Genomic DNA, 15,473 nt, shown 5'->3' with positions numbered 1-15,473 from the left:
TGAAAGATTCTCTTTAGAGAGGGATCCATCTCAGTCATAGGGCCTGTGGATCTGTGCACCAGTGCGATCTCATGCAGGTCATCGGGCATGCGTGCGTGTGGATGTCTGGTGAACAACTCGTGAGGGGATCCGATGCCCTGTGGGCGCGCCGACAATCGTTCCATCACTGTCCACGTCCGGTACACATGTGATCGACGGTTATCCCGAGCTTTGTCCACAGCTGGTGATGAACCGATTCCGGACATGACGATGCCGGGATCCGTGGGATCCCGGCATCACAAAGTCTGTGGTTCGAGTCGAGAGTTGGCGACTGGAGAGCTTGGCGGTGAGCCGTCAGTTCGCGCGCTGCTTGATACGCGCGGTGAGTTCCTGGACGTGGTCGTACACCTTGCGGCGTTCGGCCATCTCCTTGCGGATCTTGCGTTCGGCGTACATCACCGTCGTGTGGTCACGGTCGAACGTCTCGCCGATCTTCGGCAGCGAGAGGTCGGTCAGCTCGCGGCAGAGATACATCGAGATCTGTCGGGCCTGAGCGATCGAGCGGGTCTTGCCGGGCCCACGCAGCTCCTCCACCGAGATGTCGAAGTACTCGGCGGTGATGGCCAGGATGCTGGCCGCACTGACTTCCAGGGTCCCGGAGTTGGGCAGCAGCGCCTGCAACACCACTTCGGCGAGCGCCTTGTCGAGTTCGGCGTTGTTGAGCGAGGCGAACGCGGTGACGCGGATGAGTGCACCCTCGAGTTCACGGATGTTGCGTTCGATCTTCGACGCGATGAGTTCGAGCACGTCGTCGGGGACCGCGATGTTGTCCATCTGCGCCTTCTTGCGCAGAATGGCGATCCGGGTTTCCAGGTCAGGCGGCTGGACGTCGGTGATCAGACCCCACTCGAAGCGGGTGCGGAGCCGATCCTCAAGTGTCGCAAGCTGTTTGGGCGGCCGATCGGAGGATACGACGATCTGCTTGCTGGCGTTGTGCAAGGTGTTGAAGGTGTGGAAGAACTCTTCCTGGATACCTTCCTTGCCGATCAGGAACTGGATGTCGTCGACGAGCAGCACGTCGACGTCGCGGTAGCGCCGTTTGAACGCGACCCGGCGGTCATCACGCAGCGAGTTGATGAAGTCGTTGGTGAACTCCTCGGTGGAGACGTACTTCACCCGCATCCCGGGGAACAGTCGCTGGGCGTAATGGCCGGCGGCGTGCAGCAGGTGGGTCTTGCCGAGGCCGGACTCGCCCCAGATGAACAGCGGATTGTAGGCGCGCGCCGGCGCCTCGGCCACCGCCACCGCCGACGCATGGGCAAAACGGTTGGAAGCGCCGATCACGAACGTGTCGAAGGTGTACTTCGGGCTGAGATTGGCACTCGACGGGGACTGGCCGGTGGTGGGTCGTTCGGCGAAGTAGGTGGACCAATCCGACGTGTCGGGAGCAGGCGCGGTTCTATCCGGACGGCCGTCGAACCCGGTCGGGGCCGTCGACGGCGCGAGCGGGCCGGCGGTGTGCGGGATGACGGTGTGAGCGGCCGTGGGGTCGTGATGGTCGGTGAGCGGCGGCGGATCGGTTACCGCCTCCTCGACCATCGGGGTGGCGATCCGGACGCCGAGGTCGACCGGTTGTCCGAGGTGGCGGCTCAGCGCCGAGCGGATGGTGTCGCGCAGATTGCGCTCGATCTGCTCCTGCACCAACGGGGTCGGCACGGTCAGGAGTGCGAAACCCTCGGCGAGGGTCAGCGGTTGGACAAGCGACAGCCACGCCTTCTGTTGGCGGGTCAGCGGCTCATGATGATGGGCGGAGGCGTCGTCGTTGAGCTCGGCGACGACGCTCTGCCACACTTCGCCGAACGAATCACGATCACTCACCACGGTGCTGCGCCCCTCCTACCGGAACTACGACCAGCGTCGGTCATGAGCATGTCACCATGCCGCACCCCAACGCGAGTTGTCCACATAGTTGTCCACAGCTGTGTACAGATCTGGGGGTATCTCGAAGTCTCAAGCCGGCCAGGAGGGAGTTCACTGAATCGTCTCTTTGTTGAGCCTGCGCCGAAGTTAACAGAGTGCAGCGCGCCCGACAAAGTGAATGAGGCAATCGATCGGACGAATCGTGCAACTGGTGAGCGCCCCTCTCAGCATGATCGATCTCATGGTGTGGGCGGCGTCACCGGCGTGGGTGCTTGCCATCGGTTCGTTTGATTTGCGGTGCCGTACTCAGTAGTCTCGACTGGTCATCCAGGTGACGGATTTGCGTGATGGCCACCGGTCATCCATCCGGCGTCAGTTCGGCACCGCACCGGGATCAGCAGACCACCAACCAGGGATGTGGTTCGCGCGTGCTGTCGGCGCGATCACACAAGAGCACAAGGAGTCACCCATGGCCAAGGGCAAGCGGACTTTCCAGCCCAACAACCGTCGTCGCGCACGCGTGCACGGTTTCCGTCTCCGTATGCGCACCCGCGCCGGACGGGCCATCGTCAACGGTCGCCGCAGCAAGGGCCGCGCGAAGCTCACGGCCTGAGTCGACGTCGATGTCACCGGCGGTGGCGTTCCCACCGCCGGCTACTCGTATCGATGGTGGCTGCCGCTCATCGGATCTCACGTGGATCCGACTTCGATCGCACGCTGAAGAGCGGTGTGCGGGTGACGACGCGTGATCTCGTCATCCATGTGCTCCCGCTGAACACCTCACCCCCAGCCGACCCCGACGAACGACCCGCCATGGTTGCCACGGTCGGTGGTCCATGGCTGGGGCTGATCGTCAGCAAGGCCGTGGGGAACGCGGTGACCCGGCATCGGGTGGCGCGTCGATTGCGCGCCGCGTTCGCGCGCGTGCACGATCAATTCTCCGTGCCCGAGACGATGATGGTGATCCGCGCACGTCCTTCTACGGCACAACTCGGCAGCGCCGAGCTGTCCGAGCAGATCACCGCGGCGCTGTCACGACGCCGGATCCGTGAGGCGTTCGATGAGCGCCTCTCCACGAGTCATGGGTCTCGGGTCCGATCGTGACCGAGGACCCCGCAGCGCCGGATCCGGGCGCGCCCCGCACCACGTCGCCGCTGCGCTGGATCCATCGCCTGCCCCGGCAGGTGGTCATCTTCGTGATCGAGCTCTACCGCACGTGGGTCTCCCCGATGCGGTTGCCGACATGCCGCTTCGAACCGACGTGCTCCGGCTACGCCGTCGAGGCACTCTCCCGACACGGATTTCTCTACGGAGGATGGTTGTCGGTGGTGCGGCTGCTGAAATGCGGTCCCTGGCACAAGCCGGGCTACGACCCGGTTCCCGAACGCGGTCTCCGCGAACTCTTCACCACCAGTGAACGACCAGTCACCAGTGAACGATCTGTCGAGGAATCGACACCGTCAGAGGTTAGGGGTAACTGACCCGTGCTGAACTTCATCTACTATCCGGTCTCCTGGATCATGTGGGTCTGGCATTGGCTGTTCAGCCATGTGACGCCGGACTCGCCGGGCGGCGACGGTGTGGCATGGGCGCTGTCGGTGGTGTTCCTCGTGTTCACGCTGCGCGCGATCCTCTACAAGCCCTTCGTGCGGCAGATTCGCACCACGAAGAAGATGCAGGAGATCAACCCGCAGTTGCAGGCGATCCGCAAGAAGTACGCCAAGGATCGCGTGAAGATGACCGAGGAGATGCAGAAGCTGCAGCGCGAGCACGGATTCAATCCGCTGCTCGGCTGTCTCCCGATGCTGCTGCAGATCCCGGTCTTCATCGGTTTGTTCCACGTGTTGCGGTCGTTCAACCGGATGGCGACCGGTCTCGGCCAGCCCGGTATGTCCGCCGAGGAGACGCGGTCACTCGGCAACTACGCGTTCAGCCCGGAGCTGGTGCAGAACTTCCTCGACGCCCGCCTGTTCGGGGTGCCGCTGTCGTCCTACATCACCGAGCCGGTCTCGGAATTCCAGGCCTTCGTCGAGCCGGGCTCAGCCATCGACTTCACCCGCACCCAGATCGCCATCGTGGTGATCCCCATGATGATCATCGCGTCGATCGCCACGCACATGAACTCCCGTGCGTCGGTCGCCCGCCAGCCGGAAGCGGCGCTGGAGAACCCGCAGACCCGCATGATGAATATGCTGGCGCTCTACATCTTCCCGCTGGGCATTCTGGTCACCGGTGCGTTCTTCCCGGTGGCGATTCTCCTCTACTGGATGAGTAACAACCTCTGGACTTACGGTCAGCAGCACATCGTGTTCGGTCGTATCGAACGTGAAGAAGAGGAAGCACGGCGGCTCAAACAGGAGAAGCTGAAAGCGAACGCGCCCAAGCCGGGTGCGCGTCCGGACCGTGCCAAGAAACCCGCGACGGTCGACGGTGACGTGGTGGCGCCCGAGGAAGATGCGACGACGTCGACGACCACGACGACCACGTCGGCGGGTCCGCTGGCCGGTCTGCAGCGCATGCTGGGGCTCGATAAATCGAAGTCCACGGCAGCCGGCTCGTCCGACTCATCTGCTGACACGTCGGCGGCCGCGCAGGGGGGCGACGATGACGCGGCCACCGGCACCGATGCTCATACCGAGTCGGAGAAGGACGATGCTTCCACGACTTCGTCGGGTCCGGATGCCGGCGCGGCACAGCGATCATCCGGTGGCAGATCCGCCGGCCAGGGGCAGAAGTCCGGACCGCAGAAGTCGGGCACCGCTCACGTGGCGGCCAAGAACCGCAAGGGTGGTTCGCGCCGTCGAAAGGGAGGCCGGCCCGGAGGGCGGCACTGACCCGATCGGGTGACCACTCCCCTCCCCCTCGAGTGGAACGCAGACGTTTGGTTGAGAAGCAGAGTTAGGTGGAAGTGAGATGACAGCAGAGACTGCTGCACACGACGAACAGGTTCGCGAGATCGAGGACTCGGTGAGCGACGACGCCGGTGCATCGCCGGCGGCCACGGATGCGGCCTCGCAAGCCGACGAAGCGACTGGCCCGGGCTCCTCGGGTGCCGATGCCGAGACCGGATCCGACGCAGCCGCATCGCGGGATGCCGATGATGCCGCTTCGCACGGAGAGTCCGATGACTCAGCCGATGAGGAGGAGATCGACGAAGAGGATCGGCTGGTCGAAGAGGGCGAGATCGCCGGCGACTACCTCGAGCAGTTGCTCGACGTGCTGGACTTCGATGGCGACATCGACCTGGACGTCGACGGTGATCGCGCGGTCGTGAGTATCGACGGCGGTGACGACCTCGACAAGTTGGTGGGCCGCAAGGGCGAAGTACTCGATGCCCTGCAGGAGCTGACGCGACTGGCGGTTCAGCAGTCCACCGGAGTGCGCAGCCGGTTGATGCTCGATATCGCCCGCTGGCGGGCCGACCGGCGCGATCGCCTGGCGAGACTCGGAACCGACGTGGCCGAGCGAGTGCGCAAGTCTGGTGAGCGTGAGGCACTGGACCCGATGACTCCGTTCGAACGCAAGATCGTCCACGACGCCGTTGCGGCAGTGGACGGCGTCGTCAGTGAAAGTGAGGGTGCCGAGCCTAGGCGCCGCGTGGTGGTGTTGCCGTCCGCGTGACGGTCCCCCGAAGTCCGACATTGACGAAAGTCCCGGTCCAGGCCGGGACTTTCGGCGTCTCTGGGTATGAGAATTACACGCTTGTGGTTTGGGTCGCTGGCGTTGTTTCACGTGAAACGCTTCGGCCGCGGTTTCACGTGAAACTGTCGGCAGCAGGTTCTAGCAGCCCAATGCAGTGAGAGGATGTTTCACGTGAAACGCGACGAAGAAGTGGAGATCCCACATGCGCCCGAGGCATCGATCTCAGTCTTCGGTAATAGCCAAACCAGGGCCGACCGCTACTGCGCCGCGTTGGCGACGGACGGTGTGCTGCTCGGCCTCATCGGTCCGCGCGAGGTACCGCGATTGTGGGAGCGGCACATTCTCAATTGTGCCGTCCTGGGCGATGTAATCGAAGACGCCGAGACCGTCGTCGACATCGGCAGCGGGGCGGGTTTGCCGGGTATCCCCCTTGCCATGGCTCGTCCCGACCTCTCGATCACTTTGGTGGAACCGCTGCTGCGTAGAAGTGAGTTCCTGGAGCGCATCGTGGACGAGCTGGAACTGAATGTGCGAGTGATCCGTGGACGTGCCGAGGAGAAAGCTGTGCGATCCGACATCGGTGGCGCCGATGTGGTGACCTCGCGTGCAGTGGCACCGCTGGAGCGCCTGTCGAAGTGGTCCGCGCCGTTGGTCCGGGATGGCGGTCGAATGGTTGCGATCAAGGGTTCGTCAGCGGCCGAAGAGATCGAGCGCGACGGTGAGGTCGCACACCGGCAGGGCATCGTCGATCTCCACGTGGAACAGTGCGGTGCCGGCGTGCTGGACGTCGCAACCACTGTCGTGATCGGACACAAGCGTGCCGTCGGCGGTGCCCGCACAACGACGGGTACACAGGGTGCCAGGAGTGCGGCGAAGCGACGCGGGCGTCGTCGCGATCGGAAGGGGTGACCGGATTGGTGTGGAGTTCACGGAGGGCGCAGAATAGACGGCAGACCGGTGATCAGTCGGGTGCCGCCGAAGTTGCCGAGATCTCCGGCGGTGATACCGACCAGGGTGCCAACGGATACGAAGTGGGGCGAAGGAGTCCAGGCGTGGTCGAACAGGACCGAAGTGTTTCACGTGAAACAAGTGCCGATGGAGGCTCCTCCCCTAGGTCGGTTCCCGGATTCGATGACACCCCGATTGCTGCCGCGGCAGCTCGTGCCAGTCAGGTGCTGACGCCCGGTGGCGCCGGGGAACTCCCCCACCCGCCGTCCCCTCGCGTCATCACCATTGCGAACCAGAAGGGTGGTGTCGGGAAAACCACCACCACGGTGAACATCGCCGCGGGTCTCGCGCTGCATGGACTCGGGGTTCTCGTGATCGATCTCGATCCGCAGGGCAACGCGAGCACGGCATTGGGTATCGACCATCGCGCCCCCGACATCGCGTCGGTCTACGAGTTGCTCCTCGGCGACGTCTCGTTGCGTGAGGCCACCCAGCAGAGTCCGAACAACGATCATCTCTTTTGTGTCCCGGCGACTCTTGATCTTGCCGGTGCCGAGATCGAGCTGGTGTCGCTCGTGGCTCGGGAGAACCGTCTGCGAAACGCACTCGATGAGAATCTGCTGTCCGAACTCGGCATCGACTATGTCTTGATCGACTGCCCGCCATCGTTGGGTCTGCTGACGGTGAATGCGATGGTGGCCGCCAAGGAAGTCCTGATCCCGATCCAGTGTGAGTACTACGCACTCGAGGGTGTCGGTCAGTTGCTGCGCAACATCGAACTCGTGCAGGCCCACCTCAATCCGGGGCTGCACGTCTCGACCGTGGTGCTGACGATGTACGACGGACGCACCAAGCTCGCCGACCAGGTGGCCGAGGAAGTGCGTCGCCACTTCGGGGAGACGGTGCTCAACACGATCATCCCCCGAAGTGTGAAGGTGTCCGAGGCTCCCGGATTCGGGATGACCATCATCGAGTACGACCCGGGTTCACGTGGAGCCATGAGCTACCTCGACGCGTCTCGTGAGATCGCCCTGCGAAGCGCGCGCGCATGAGCGCTCGGGCAGCGGGGTGCAGACCGAGTACGACGGTTGCTGCCGGGTGCACGGCCGGGCGGGGAACGGCCGAGTCGGAGGCGTGGGCTCTGCTGATTTCGATACACCCCTCGCCTAGTGTCCCGCGTCGGAGATTCGATGATGATTTCGACGTCCAGGCGGCGCCTCGCTTCGTTGGCGTCGTCGCAGGTACATCCAGTACCTGCATCCTCCGCCGCCTCGCGATGCATCCACCTGGACCGCCGAACTCATGTAACGAATTTCCGGCGCGGGACACTAGCGGCTCGGGGTTACTCAATCAGCGGGTAGTTCACCGGTCGTTTGGCGGCTCGGGGCTGCTCAATCGGCGACGAATTGACCGGTCGTGATGTCGCCGCGAACGGTTTCACGGTGAACACAGGGAGAGGACAACAGTGAGTCAGCGAGAACCCGCACAACGTCGCGGCGGCCTCGGTCGTGGTCTTGCCGCGCTGATCCCCACCGGACCGCCGGAAGGCGACGCACCGTCGGGACCCCGCCTCGGTTCGGCGGCGGCGGACGTGATCATCGGCAAGGGTGCAGGGGCTCCCCCCTCCACCCCGACGACACCTGCGTCTGGGGCATCCGCCGAGGCGACTGACGGCGCTGCCGTCGTGTCGTCGGAGGTCGGTGCGGTGTACCGCGAGATTCCGCCGGCACAGATCCAGCCGAATCCCAAGCAGCCGCGCACGGTCTTCGACGAGGAGGCATTCGCCGAGCTGGTGCACTCCATCAAGGAGTTCGGGCTCATGCAGCCCATCGTGGTGCGGCCGTTGCCCACACCCACCGATGACGGTGTGACCTATCAACTCGTGATGGGCGAACGTCGGTGGCGGGCCAGCAAAGAAGCCGGCTTCGACACCATTCCGGCGATCGTGCGGGAGACCGCCGACGCCGAGATGCTGCGTGATGCGCTGCTCGAGAACATCCATCGTGCACAGCTGAACCCACTCGAAGAAGCGGCGGCGTACCAACAGTTGCTCGAGGAGTTCGGGGTCACCCATGAGGAACTGGCCAATCGGCTCGGGCGGTCACGGCCACTGATCACCAACATGATCCGGTTGCTGAAGCTACCGATTCCCGTGCAACGGCGCGTCGCGGCCGGCGTCCTGTCTGCCGGCCATGCTCGCGCACTGCTCTCGATGGAGACCGGCAGCGATGCACAGGAGGCCATGGCGGCGCGCATCGTGGCCGAAGGTATGTCCGTCCGGGCCACCGAGGAAGCGGTCACTCTCGCCAACCGGGGCGACGATCAGCCCTCCTCCCCCGCGGGACCGGCGAAGCGTAAGCCGATGCAGATGCCCGGTCTCCAGGACGTCGCCGAACGGCTCTCGGATCGACTGGACACGAGGGTTACAGTCAGTCTCGGGAAGAGAAAGGGAAAGATCGTGGTCGAGTTCGGCTCGGTGGATGACCTCGAGCGGATCGTCGGCGTAATCGATCCACGAGGAACTTCGTGACCGCGTGATCGGCGCACCTATAGGTACCCGGTTGTTACGTCACAGTGACACTTCAGTAGCGAGGACGATAGTGAAAGTACGAAACATCTTGTCGCACATCACTTTCGGCACTTCGCTGCGGCCGACGTGGAGGCCGGCCGCATGAGTCTCGCAGTCACCCGCCTGGATCTCGAATCCTTCGACACGTTGCCGCTCCACACCCGCCGATGTGTTTTCTGGGAAGTCGATCCGGCGTCGACCCGCGAGGCGGAGAAGAGCATCTTCGGAGATTTCGGTTCGTTCGAGAGCGAGTTCGACAAAGAGGCGTGGATCTCGGGAGTGCTCCTCGAATGGGGAACGTGCGCCCAAGTGGCCATCGACGGCCAGACCGGCAAGGTCGTGGGCAATGCGTTCTACGCACCGCCGCGGCGGGTGCCGCGGTCGACCCTCTTCCCCACCTCTCCGGTCAGCGCGGACGCGGTTCTGCTCACTTCGATCCGCACGGAACCCGGCTTCGACGAGGCGGCACCGATTCTGCTCGACAGCGTGGTCACCGACCTGGTTCGACGTGGTGTGCGTGCCATCGAGGCCTTCGGTCTCGTGCGTACACCTGAGGAAGCTGGTCCATCCTCCGAAGTGCCCACTCCATCGGCGGAACCCGAGGACGTCGCGGAGCTGGGCGCTCTGGAGAGCATGACCGAGGACATGCGGTTGTGGGCCGACGAAGCGATCGTCGAGATCACCCGGGTGATGCACGACAATCCGCAGGCGGGATTGTGTCTGCAGTGCATGATCGATGCCGACTTCCTCAAGGACTCGGGGTTCGACTTGATCGCGTCCCATCCGCGCTTCCCACGGTTCCGGTTGGAACTCGATGAGGGCCTGGGGTGGAAGCATGAGGTGGAGCATGCCCTGGAGAAGTTGGTGGTGATGGCAGCACTGGATCTGGCGGGCCGTGAGCGGACGGCGGTACCGGTCGGTCGCCGCAGCTGACCCTGGAGCGCAGGCCTTCAGCTCAGATCATCCGACGAGGCGTGCGGCCGCTGTGTGTCGCCGGTCGGCACTCCGAGTGCGTCAGCTCGAGAGACGTTCTGCGGCAAGTAGTTCCGCGAAGGTGTAAGTGCCGGTAGGACGATCGTCGTCGCCCAGTAGATAAAGACGCTTGACAGCGACCAAGATGGCCTCGGCGATCACGTCGCGCGTCTGTGCGTCCTCGAGAAGCGCGACGTCGGCGGAGTTGGTGATATACCCGACGTCGATCAGAGCGACGGGCATCCTGGTGAGCCGCAGGACATCCCAGGTTCGTTCATGCGTTCGGCAGTCGGTCAGCGAGGTGCGCGCGACGATCTCCCGTTGGATGAACCCGGCCAGATTCCGGCCGATGGTCGAATAGGATCCGTGCGAGTTGCCGAAGTAGAACGACGCCGCCCCATGGGCCAACTCGCTGGGGTAATGGCCGCAGCGTAGTGACACCATCAGGTCGGCGCCGACCATGTTGGCGACGCGGGCACGCTCCTCGTCGCCGGGACGCCCGCGACCGTCGTGCGACAGGAAGGTCTCCATGCCGGCCGCAGCCATCCGTCCCTCGAGCCGGGAACCGAGGTCCCACAGCACCGCCGACTCGGTCTCGGCCCGAGCACCGGTCGAAAGTTTGTGTAGCCCACCGGAACCCGGATCGATCAAGATCCGCTTGCCGGACAGCTGGGGTCCGGAACGGCGCACGTGCTCTTCCTCGCGGATGGCGTGCGGCGAACCACCCGTGACGCGCGTGCCGAGACGTTCCAGCGAGCGCAGGGTGGAGGGCCCGCAGATGCCGTCCGATGACAGGCCGAACTCGCTCTGATACAGACACACCGCGTTGTGTGTGGTCTCGCCGAAGGTGCCATCGACCAGGCCGGTGTAGTAGCCCAGGTTCTGCAGCCGTCCCTGCAGGGTGGCCACATCGTCACCGACCATCGGAGCCGACAGCCGATAAAGCAGGACGCGCGCACCGAGTTGGTAGGAAGCCTCGCGCAGAACGCGGTAGGTGGCCGGGCCGACGATGCCGTCGACGATGAGGCCGCGTTGCTGCTGGAATGCGCGCACAGCGCGGTCGCACGAATCGTCGAAGACGGCTTCGGGCGGTGTCCAGCCGCTGATGGTGCCGGACAAACTCTCCGGTGCGGGTGTTGCAGTGAGCAGCCCGAGACCGACGAGGATGTTGCGGATCTCGGCCACAGCCGAGCCATGATCCCCGAGGCGGAACATCGGCATCAGCAACTCCTCGTCGATTCGGTGCGGCCGTGGCACGGGCGAAAACGCTCCACTCACCGGTGCAGGCCACGTACCGGCGCAAACACCAGGCATTCTTTCAGGTCGTGACGGCACGACCAAATGATGGCGCCGCTCGGGGCGCCATCATCGGTGTCGACGGTGCCGGCCGCATAGGTGCTGCCAGCGTATCGCCAGGTAGACGTGTGTTATGCGGGGGATCCGACCACGTCGTCGAGCTCGCGCAACAGCGCAGCCTTGCCCTTCGCGCCGACGATGGTCTTGGACGGTTTGCCGTTCTCGAACAGGATCATCGTGGGGATCGACATGATCTTGAAGTCCCGCGCGACTGCCGGGTTCTCGTCGACGTCGAGCTTGGCGACGGTGATCTTGTCGGCGTGGTCGCGGGCGATCTCCTCGAGCACCGGCGCGACCATGCGGCACGGACCGCACCAGGTGGCCCAGAAGTCGACCAGCACCGGCTTGTCGGAACCGAGTACCTGATCGGCGAAGGTCGCGTCGGTGACGGCGACGGTGTTTGCTCCCATGGGTGTCCTCCTTGTGGACTGTGGAGTTGGTGTTTGGGGAGTTTGGTGTTTGGGGTCGCGTGACTCGAGGGCCGGTCAGGCGGTGGCGTCGACGACGTACATGTCGCTCTCGACCGACGGTGCCGCTACGCCCTGGTCGGCGAGCCAGCGCTCGGCATCGATCGCCGCCGAACAGCCGCTGCCTGCCGCAGTGATGGCCTGCCGATAGGTGTGGTCCACGAGGTCGCCGCAGGCGAACACCCCGGGCACCGAGGTGTAGGTGGTGCGGCCGTCCACCTGCACATAGCCCTCTGCGTCGAGGTCGATCTGACCCTTGACCAGTTCGCTGCGCGGATCGTGACCGATCGCCACGAACATGCCGGTCACCTCGATGGAGCTGGTCTCGCCGGTCACGGTGTCGGTCAGACCCAGCGAAGTGACGGAGCCGTCGCCCACGACGGACGTCACCGCGGAGTTGGTGACAAAGCGGATCTTGTCGTTGGCGCGGGCGCGCTCGAGCATGATCCGCGAGGCCCGGAACTCGTCGCGGCGATGGATCAGGGTCACGCTGCGGGCGAACTTGGTGAGGAACGTAGCTTCCTCCATCGCCGAGTCGCCGCCGCCGATGACGGCGATGTCCTGGTCCTTGAAGAAGAAACCGTCGCAAGTGGCACACGCCGAGACCCCGCGGCCGAGCAGTTCCTGCTCGTTTTCGACACCCAGGTAGCGGGCCGCGGCGCCCATGGCCAGGATCACTGCACGGGCGCGATGCACCTCGCCAGCGACCTCGACCTCCTTGATGGGACCTTCGAGTCGAACGGTGTCCACGTCTTCCATCCGAAGGTCGGCACCGAAGCGGATGGCCTGCTCACGCATCTCATCCATGAGTGCGGGCCCCTGGATCCCGTTCTGGAAGCCGGGGAAGTTCTCGACCTCGGTGGTGGTCATCAGGGCACCACCGAACTGAGTGCCTTCGAAGACCAGCGGTGCCAGCTCAGCGCGTGCCGCGTAAACGGCGGCGGTGTAGCCGGCGGGTCCGGATCCGATGATGATCAGGTCGTGGATCTGCTGGCTGTCTGCGTGGGTCATCCGTCCTCCGTACTCGTCGACGCTGCTGGGCAGTCAGGTGATCGCGCTGCGTCGGTCTCGGCTGTCTCAACATCAGGGTAAGGGCAGATGTTCCCGCCGTCCGCGCCCGTACCGGCCGCGTCACAGGACGCGGTGTGGTTGTCGTCCGCGTGACCGGCAACTCAGTTGCCGACGGTGGTCCGGGAGATGGTCGACGGATTGTCGGTGGTGCAGTCCGAGCCGACGATCAGGGCGTCGAACACACCGGCCACACCGGTGGACAGCAGGATCGCTACGGCGTCGTCGTGGTCTCGCAGCGACACCCGGCCCGAGCCGACGATGCCGGCGTCGGCTGCGACGCCGTTGGCGGCGGTACAGCGTCGTAGGGCGGCCTCTGAGCCGAACGGGGCGAAGCCGTCGTTGCCGAGCACCGACAGCAAGGTGACCCGCTCCCCCGCGTCTGCGGTCGCCGACGGCTGGGCCTGCACCGGTGTACCCGGTTCGGGAGCGCGCGGCGCGATGACGGAGACCGCGGCGACGACGGCGACAGCGGCCGCGCCTGCCACACCGGCGGCAGCCCATCGCCGGGCGCGATGGTGTCGGCGGGCGGCCACCACTTCGCCGCCCCCGACGGCAGTCACCTCGGCGCCGAGCCGGTCGAGTGTCCGGTGGGTCCGTTCGGTGACGTCGGGTGGGACGGGTACCGGGGCGACCGCGGCGCCGCGCAGGTCGCGGGCGGCCGCATCGAGCGCATCGAGGACCGATTGCGCGTGCGGGTCGTCGACGAGTCGGGACCGGATGTGCGCGGCGACGTCGGGAGCCAGCACGTCGGCGTGCAGATCGGCGAGCAGTTCCACCGAATACGGCGGCTCGGGGTAGCGCGTGAACTCAGCAGAGGATGACGCCTCGTCGTCTGCTCCCGGCGGGACCATCGCTGCACTCTCCCACTTCTCTGGTGCACGTGCCCGGCCAGTTGCCGGGCCGTTCGATCCGACCGTGCGGCGGTCGTCAACTCGTGCTCGTCAACTGTAAGACGCACCGGCCCGCGGTCCGGTTCCATCGGATCGTGTGCAATTCTCGCCGGGGGTGATCAGTCGTCGCGCAGATGACCGAGAATCTGTGCCAACCGCAGGCGACCACGCGAACACCGGCTCTTGATTGTTCCGACCGGCACGCCCAGGCGAGTAGCCGCGTCCACGATCGTCATGCCCTCGATGTCGACGGCGACCACCGCCGCGCGCTGCTCAGGTGGCAACGCGTCGAGCGCCCGGCCGATCGACAGCGACAGATCCACGGCCGCCATCTGATCACGCTCGTCGGGGTACGGCTCGACGTCGTAGTTGGGGATCGGCACGCTCAGTCGCACCCGGTTGCGTCGGATGCGGTCGAGGCAGGAGTTCACCACGATCCGGTGCAGCCAGCTGGTGACCTTTGCGTCGGCGCGGAACTGATCGGCCATCCGATGCGCCTTGAGCAGGGCGTCCTGCAGTGCATCGGCGGCATCGTCGGGGTTGTCGCTGGTGCGGCAGGCGACCGACCAGAGATAGGCGTGATGGCGTTCGATCAGCACCGCGAAGGCGCCGGGATCGCCGTGCACGTGGGCGAGGAGCAGGTCATCGTCGCTGCGTGCATCGACGCTCCCCCGAGTCATGGGAGAAGATTAATGGAAGTGAACCGGCGATGTGCCACTGACCTGCACGTAGTCCACAGAACTGGGGACAAGATGCGTGGTGTGTGGAATCTGGTGTGCACCGCGCGGAACGCGGGCGGTGTCAGCCCAGAAGTCGCTGGTAGGCCGCCACGAACAGTTCCACGCTGACGTCGAGGATGGCGTCGAGTTCGAACAGGTCGGCGTCGGTGGCATCGCCGGGGGCGAACTCCCCCGCCGTGCTCGTATACCAATCCACCAGCAACTGGGTGACGGCGCCGACGAGGCCGATGGCCGCCAGTCGCTGCGGTCGGGCGGCGGACCGTTCGCCCAGGGCGAGCGCAAGGATGAGGTCGGCCCACCCGTGGATCGCCGTGAGCCGTAGCCGCTCGAGGGCCGGATTGACCCCGACGATCTCGACCAGCATCACCCGCGCGCGCCGAGGTTGGTCGGCGAGGGTGCCGATGAAGGCCCCCAGCGCTGCCCGCGCTACGGCTTCGGCGTCGGTGGCGAGAATTCCCACACTCTTCGCGCTCTCGCCCTCACTGACCGCTCCCCCGCTGCCGCCCACGAACGGGGCCCCAGCACCGATCGTGGCCGCCCGGGCGGTGGCGACGCAGTCCTCATACACCGCCGCGAGCAGGGCGAATCTGTCCTCGAAGGACTCATAGAAGTAGCGCTGGGTGAGCCCGGCGTGGTCACAGATCCGTTTCACCGACACGGTGGCGAATCCCTCGGTCCCGAATAGCTCGAGACCGGCGGCGATGAGGTCGCTGCGCCGACGATCTCGCCGCTGCGCCGCGTCGGCGCCGCCGTAGCGCCGTCCCCGGGTGGTCATCGTGCCGGACTCCTGCCGCTTCGGTTGGGAAAGCATCGCGAATACCAAGAACTGTTTACAGCAGCCTATCTGACACGCTACCGTGTCAGAACTATCTGACATGCACTCGTGTCAGAAACCGAAACGGTCTGGTGACCGTCGACC

General features: G+C 65.1%; 16 protein-coding genes. 9 read left to right on the top strand and 7 right to left on the bottom strand.

The window, feature by feature from the left end:
• Positions 1 to 333: 333 nt before the first annotated feature.
• Positions 334 to 1,860, bottom strand: a complete 1,527-nt coding sequence (gene dnaA, locus VX037_RS08705) for a chromosomal replication initiator protein DnaA (RefSeq protein WP_235721478.1) — start codon at positions 1,858 to 1,860, stop codon at positions 334 to 336.
• A 508-nt stretch (positions 1,861 to 2,368) separates the two neighbouring features.
• Between dnaA and rpmH the strand changes: the two genes are divergently transcribed.
• The 9 genes from rpmH to VX037_RS08660 all read left to right on the top strand — a co-directional run bounded on the left by rpmH (position 2,369) and on the right by VX037_RS08660 (position 9,991).
• Positions 2,369 to 2,512, top strand: coding sequence for a 50S ribosomal protein L34 (rpmH, locus tag VX037_RS08700; RefSeq protein WP_006337454.1), 144 nt, complete (start codon positions 2,369 to 2,371; stop codon positions 2,510 to 2,512).
• A 53-nt stretch (positions 2,513 to 2,565) separates the two neighbouring features.
• Positions 2,566 to 3,003 (top strand): ribonuclease P protein component, encoded by a 438-nt coding sequence (gene rnpA / locus VX037_RS08695; RefSeq protein WP_442903651.1) that lies wholly within the window; start codon positions 2,566 to 2,568, stop codon positions 3,001 to 3,003.
• A 50-nt stretch (positions 3,004 to 3,053) separates the two neighbouring features.
• Positions 3,054 to 3,380 (top strand): membrane protein insertion efficiency factor YidD, encoded by a 327-nt coding sequence (yidD, locus tag VX037_RS08690; protein ID WP_235721979.1) that lies wholly within the window; start codon positions 3,054 to 3,056, stop codon positions 3,378 to 3,380.
• Positions 3,381 to 3,383: 3 nt separating this feature from the next.
• Complete coding sequence (yidC, locus tag VX037_RS08685; RefSeq protein WP_235721476.1) at positions 3,384 to 4,733, top strand: membrane protein insertase YidC; 1,350 nt, start codon at positions 3,384 to 3,386, stop codon at positions 4,731 to 4,733.
• 79 nt (positions 4,734 to 4,812) lie between these two features.
• Complete coding sequence (locus tag VX037_RS08680) at positions 4,813 to 5,520, top strand: Jag family protein (protein ID WP_235721475.1); 708 nt, start codon at positions 4,813 to 4,815, stop codon at positions 5,518 to 5,520.
• A gap of 183 nt (positions 5,521 to 5,703) precedes the next feature.
• Entirely contained in the window at positions 5,704 to 6,450 is a 747-nt protein-coding gene (gene rsmG, locus VX037_RS08675; RefSeq protein ID WP_328713908.1) for a 16S rRNA (guanine(527)-N(7))-methyltransferase RsmG, read from the top strand.
• A gap of 143 nt (positions 6,451 to 6,593) precedes the next feature.
• Complete coding sequence (locus tag VX037_RS08670; RefSeq protein ID WP_328713907.1) at positions 6,594 to 7,541, top strand: ParA family protein; 948 nt, start codon at positions 6,594 to 6,596, stop codon at positions 7,539 to 7,541.
• Between the two features lie 413 nt (positions 7,542 to 7,954).
• Positions 7,955 to 9,019 (top strand): ParB/RepB/Spo0J family partition protein, encoded by a 1,065-nt coding sequence (locus VX037_RS08665; protein ID WP_235721472.1) that lies wholly within the window; start codon positions 7,955 to 7,957, stop codon positions 9,017 to 9,019.
• 141 nt (positions 9,020 to 9,160) lie between these two features.
• Positions 9,161 to 9,991, top strand: coding sequence for a hypothetical protein (locus tag VX037_RS08660; RefSeq protein ID WP_266061877.1), 831 nt, complete (start codon positions 9,161 to 9,163; stop codon positions 9,989 to 9,991).
• 81 nt (positions 9,992 to 10,072) lie between these two features.
• Here VX037_RS08660 and VX037_RS08655 read toward each other — a convergent pair whose 3' ends face one another.
• The 6 genes from VX037_RS08655 to VX037_RS08630 all read right to left on the bottom strand — a co-directional run bounded on the left by VX037_RS08655 (position 10,073) and on the right by VX037_RS08630 (position 15,329).
• On the bottom strand, positions 10,073 to 11,251 hold the full coding sequence (locus VX037_RS08655; RefSeq protein WP_235721978.1) for an N-acetylmuramoyl-L-alanine amidase: 1,179 nt from the start codon (positions 11,249 to 11,251) through the stop codon (positions 10,073 to 10,075).
• A gap of 206 nt (positions 11,252 to 11,457) precedes the next feature.
• Positions 11,458 to 11,796 carry a thioredoxin gene (gene trxA / locus VX037_RS08650; RefSeq protein WP_235721470.1) on the bottom strand — a complete coding sequence of 113 codons (339 nt, stop codon included), beginning with the start codon at positions 11,794 to 11,796 and terminating at the stop codon, positions 11,458 to 11,460.
• Between the two features lie 75 nt (positions 11,797 to 11,871).
• Complete coding sequence (gene trxB / locus VX037_RS08645) at positions 11,872 to 12,864, bottom strand: thioredoxin-disulfide reductase (RefSeq protein WP_235721469.1); 993 nt, start codon at positions 12,862 to 12,864, stop codon at positions 11,872 to 11,874.
• A 161-nt stretch (positions 12,865 to 13,025) separates the two neighbouring features.
• Positions 13,026 to 13,775, bottom strand: coding sequence for a hypothetical protein (locus VX037_RS08640; protein WP_328713905.1), 750 nt, complete (start codon positions 13,773 to 13,775; stop codon positions 13,026 to 13,028).
• A 158-nt stretch (positions 13,776 to 13,933) separates the two neighbouring features.
• Positions 13,934 to 14,494 (bottom strand): RNA polymerase sigma factor SigM, encoded by a 561-nt coding sequence (sigM, locus tag VX037_RS08635; protein ID WP_235721467.1) that lies wholly within the window; start codon positions 14,492 to 14,494, stop codon positions 13,934 to 13,936.
• A 121-nt stretch (positions 14,495 to 14,615) separates the two neighbouring features.
• On the bottom strand, positions 14,616 to 15,329 hold the full coding sequence (locus VX037_RS08630; RefSeq protein ID WP_266061874.1) for a TetR/AcrR family transcriptional regulator: 714 nt from the start codon (positions 15,327 to 15,329) through the stop codon (positions 14,616 to 14,618).
• Between the last annotated feature and the right edge of the window lie 144 nt (positions 15,330 to 15,473).

Origin of the sequence: Gordonia sp. Z-3 (assembly GCF_036233855.1) — a bacterium.
Taxonomy (GTDB): Bacteria; Actinomycetota; Actinomycetes; order Mycobacteriales; family Mycobacteriaceae; genus Gordonia; species Gordonia tangerina.
The sequence above is the reverse complement of the archived record's forward strand: the minus strand, read 5'-3'. Positions and strand labels throughout refer to the sequence as shown.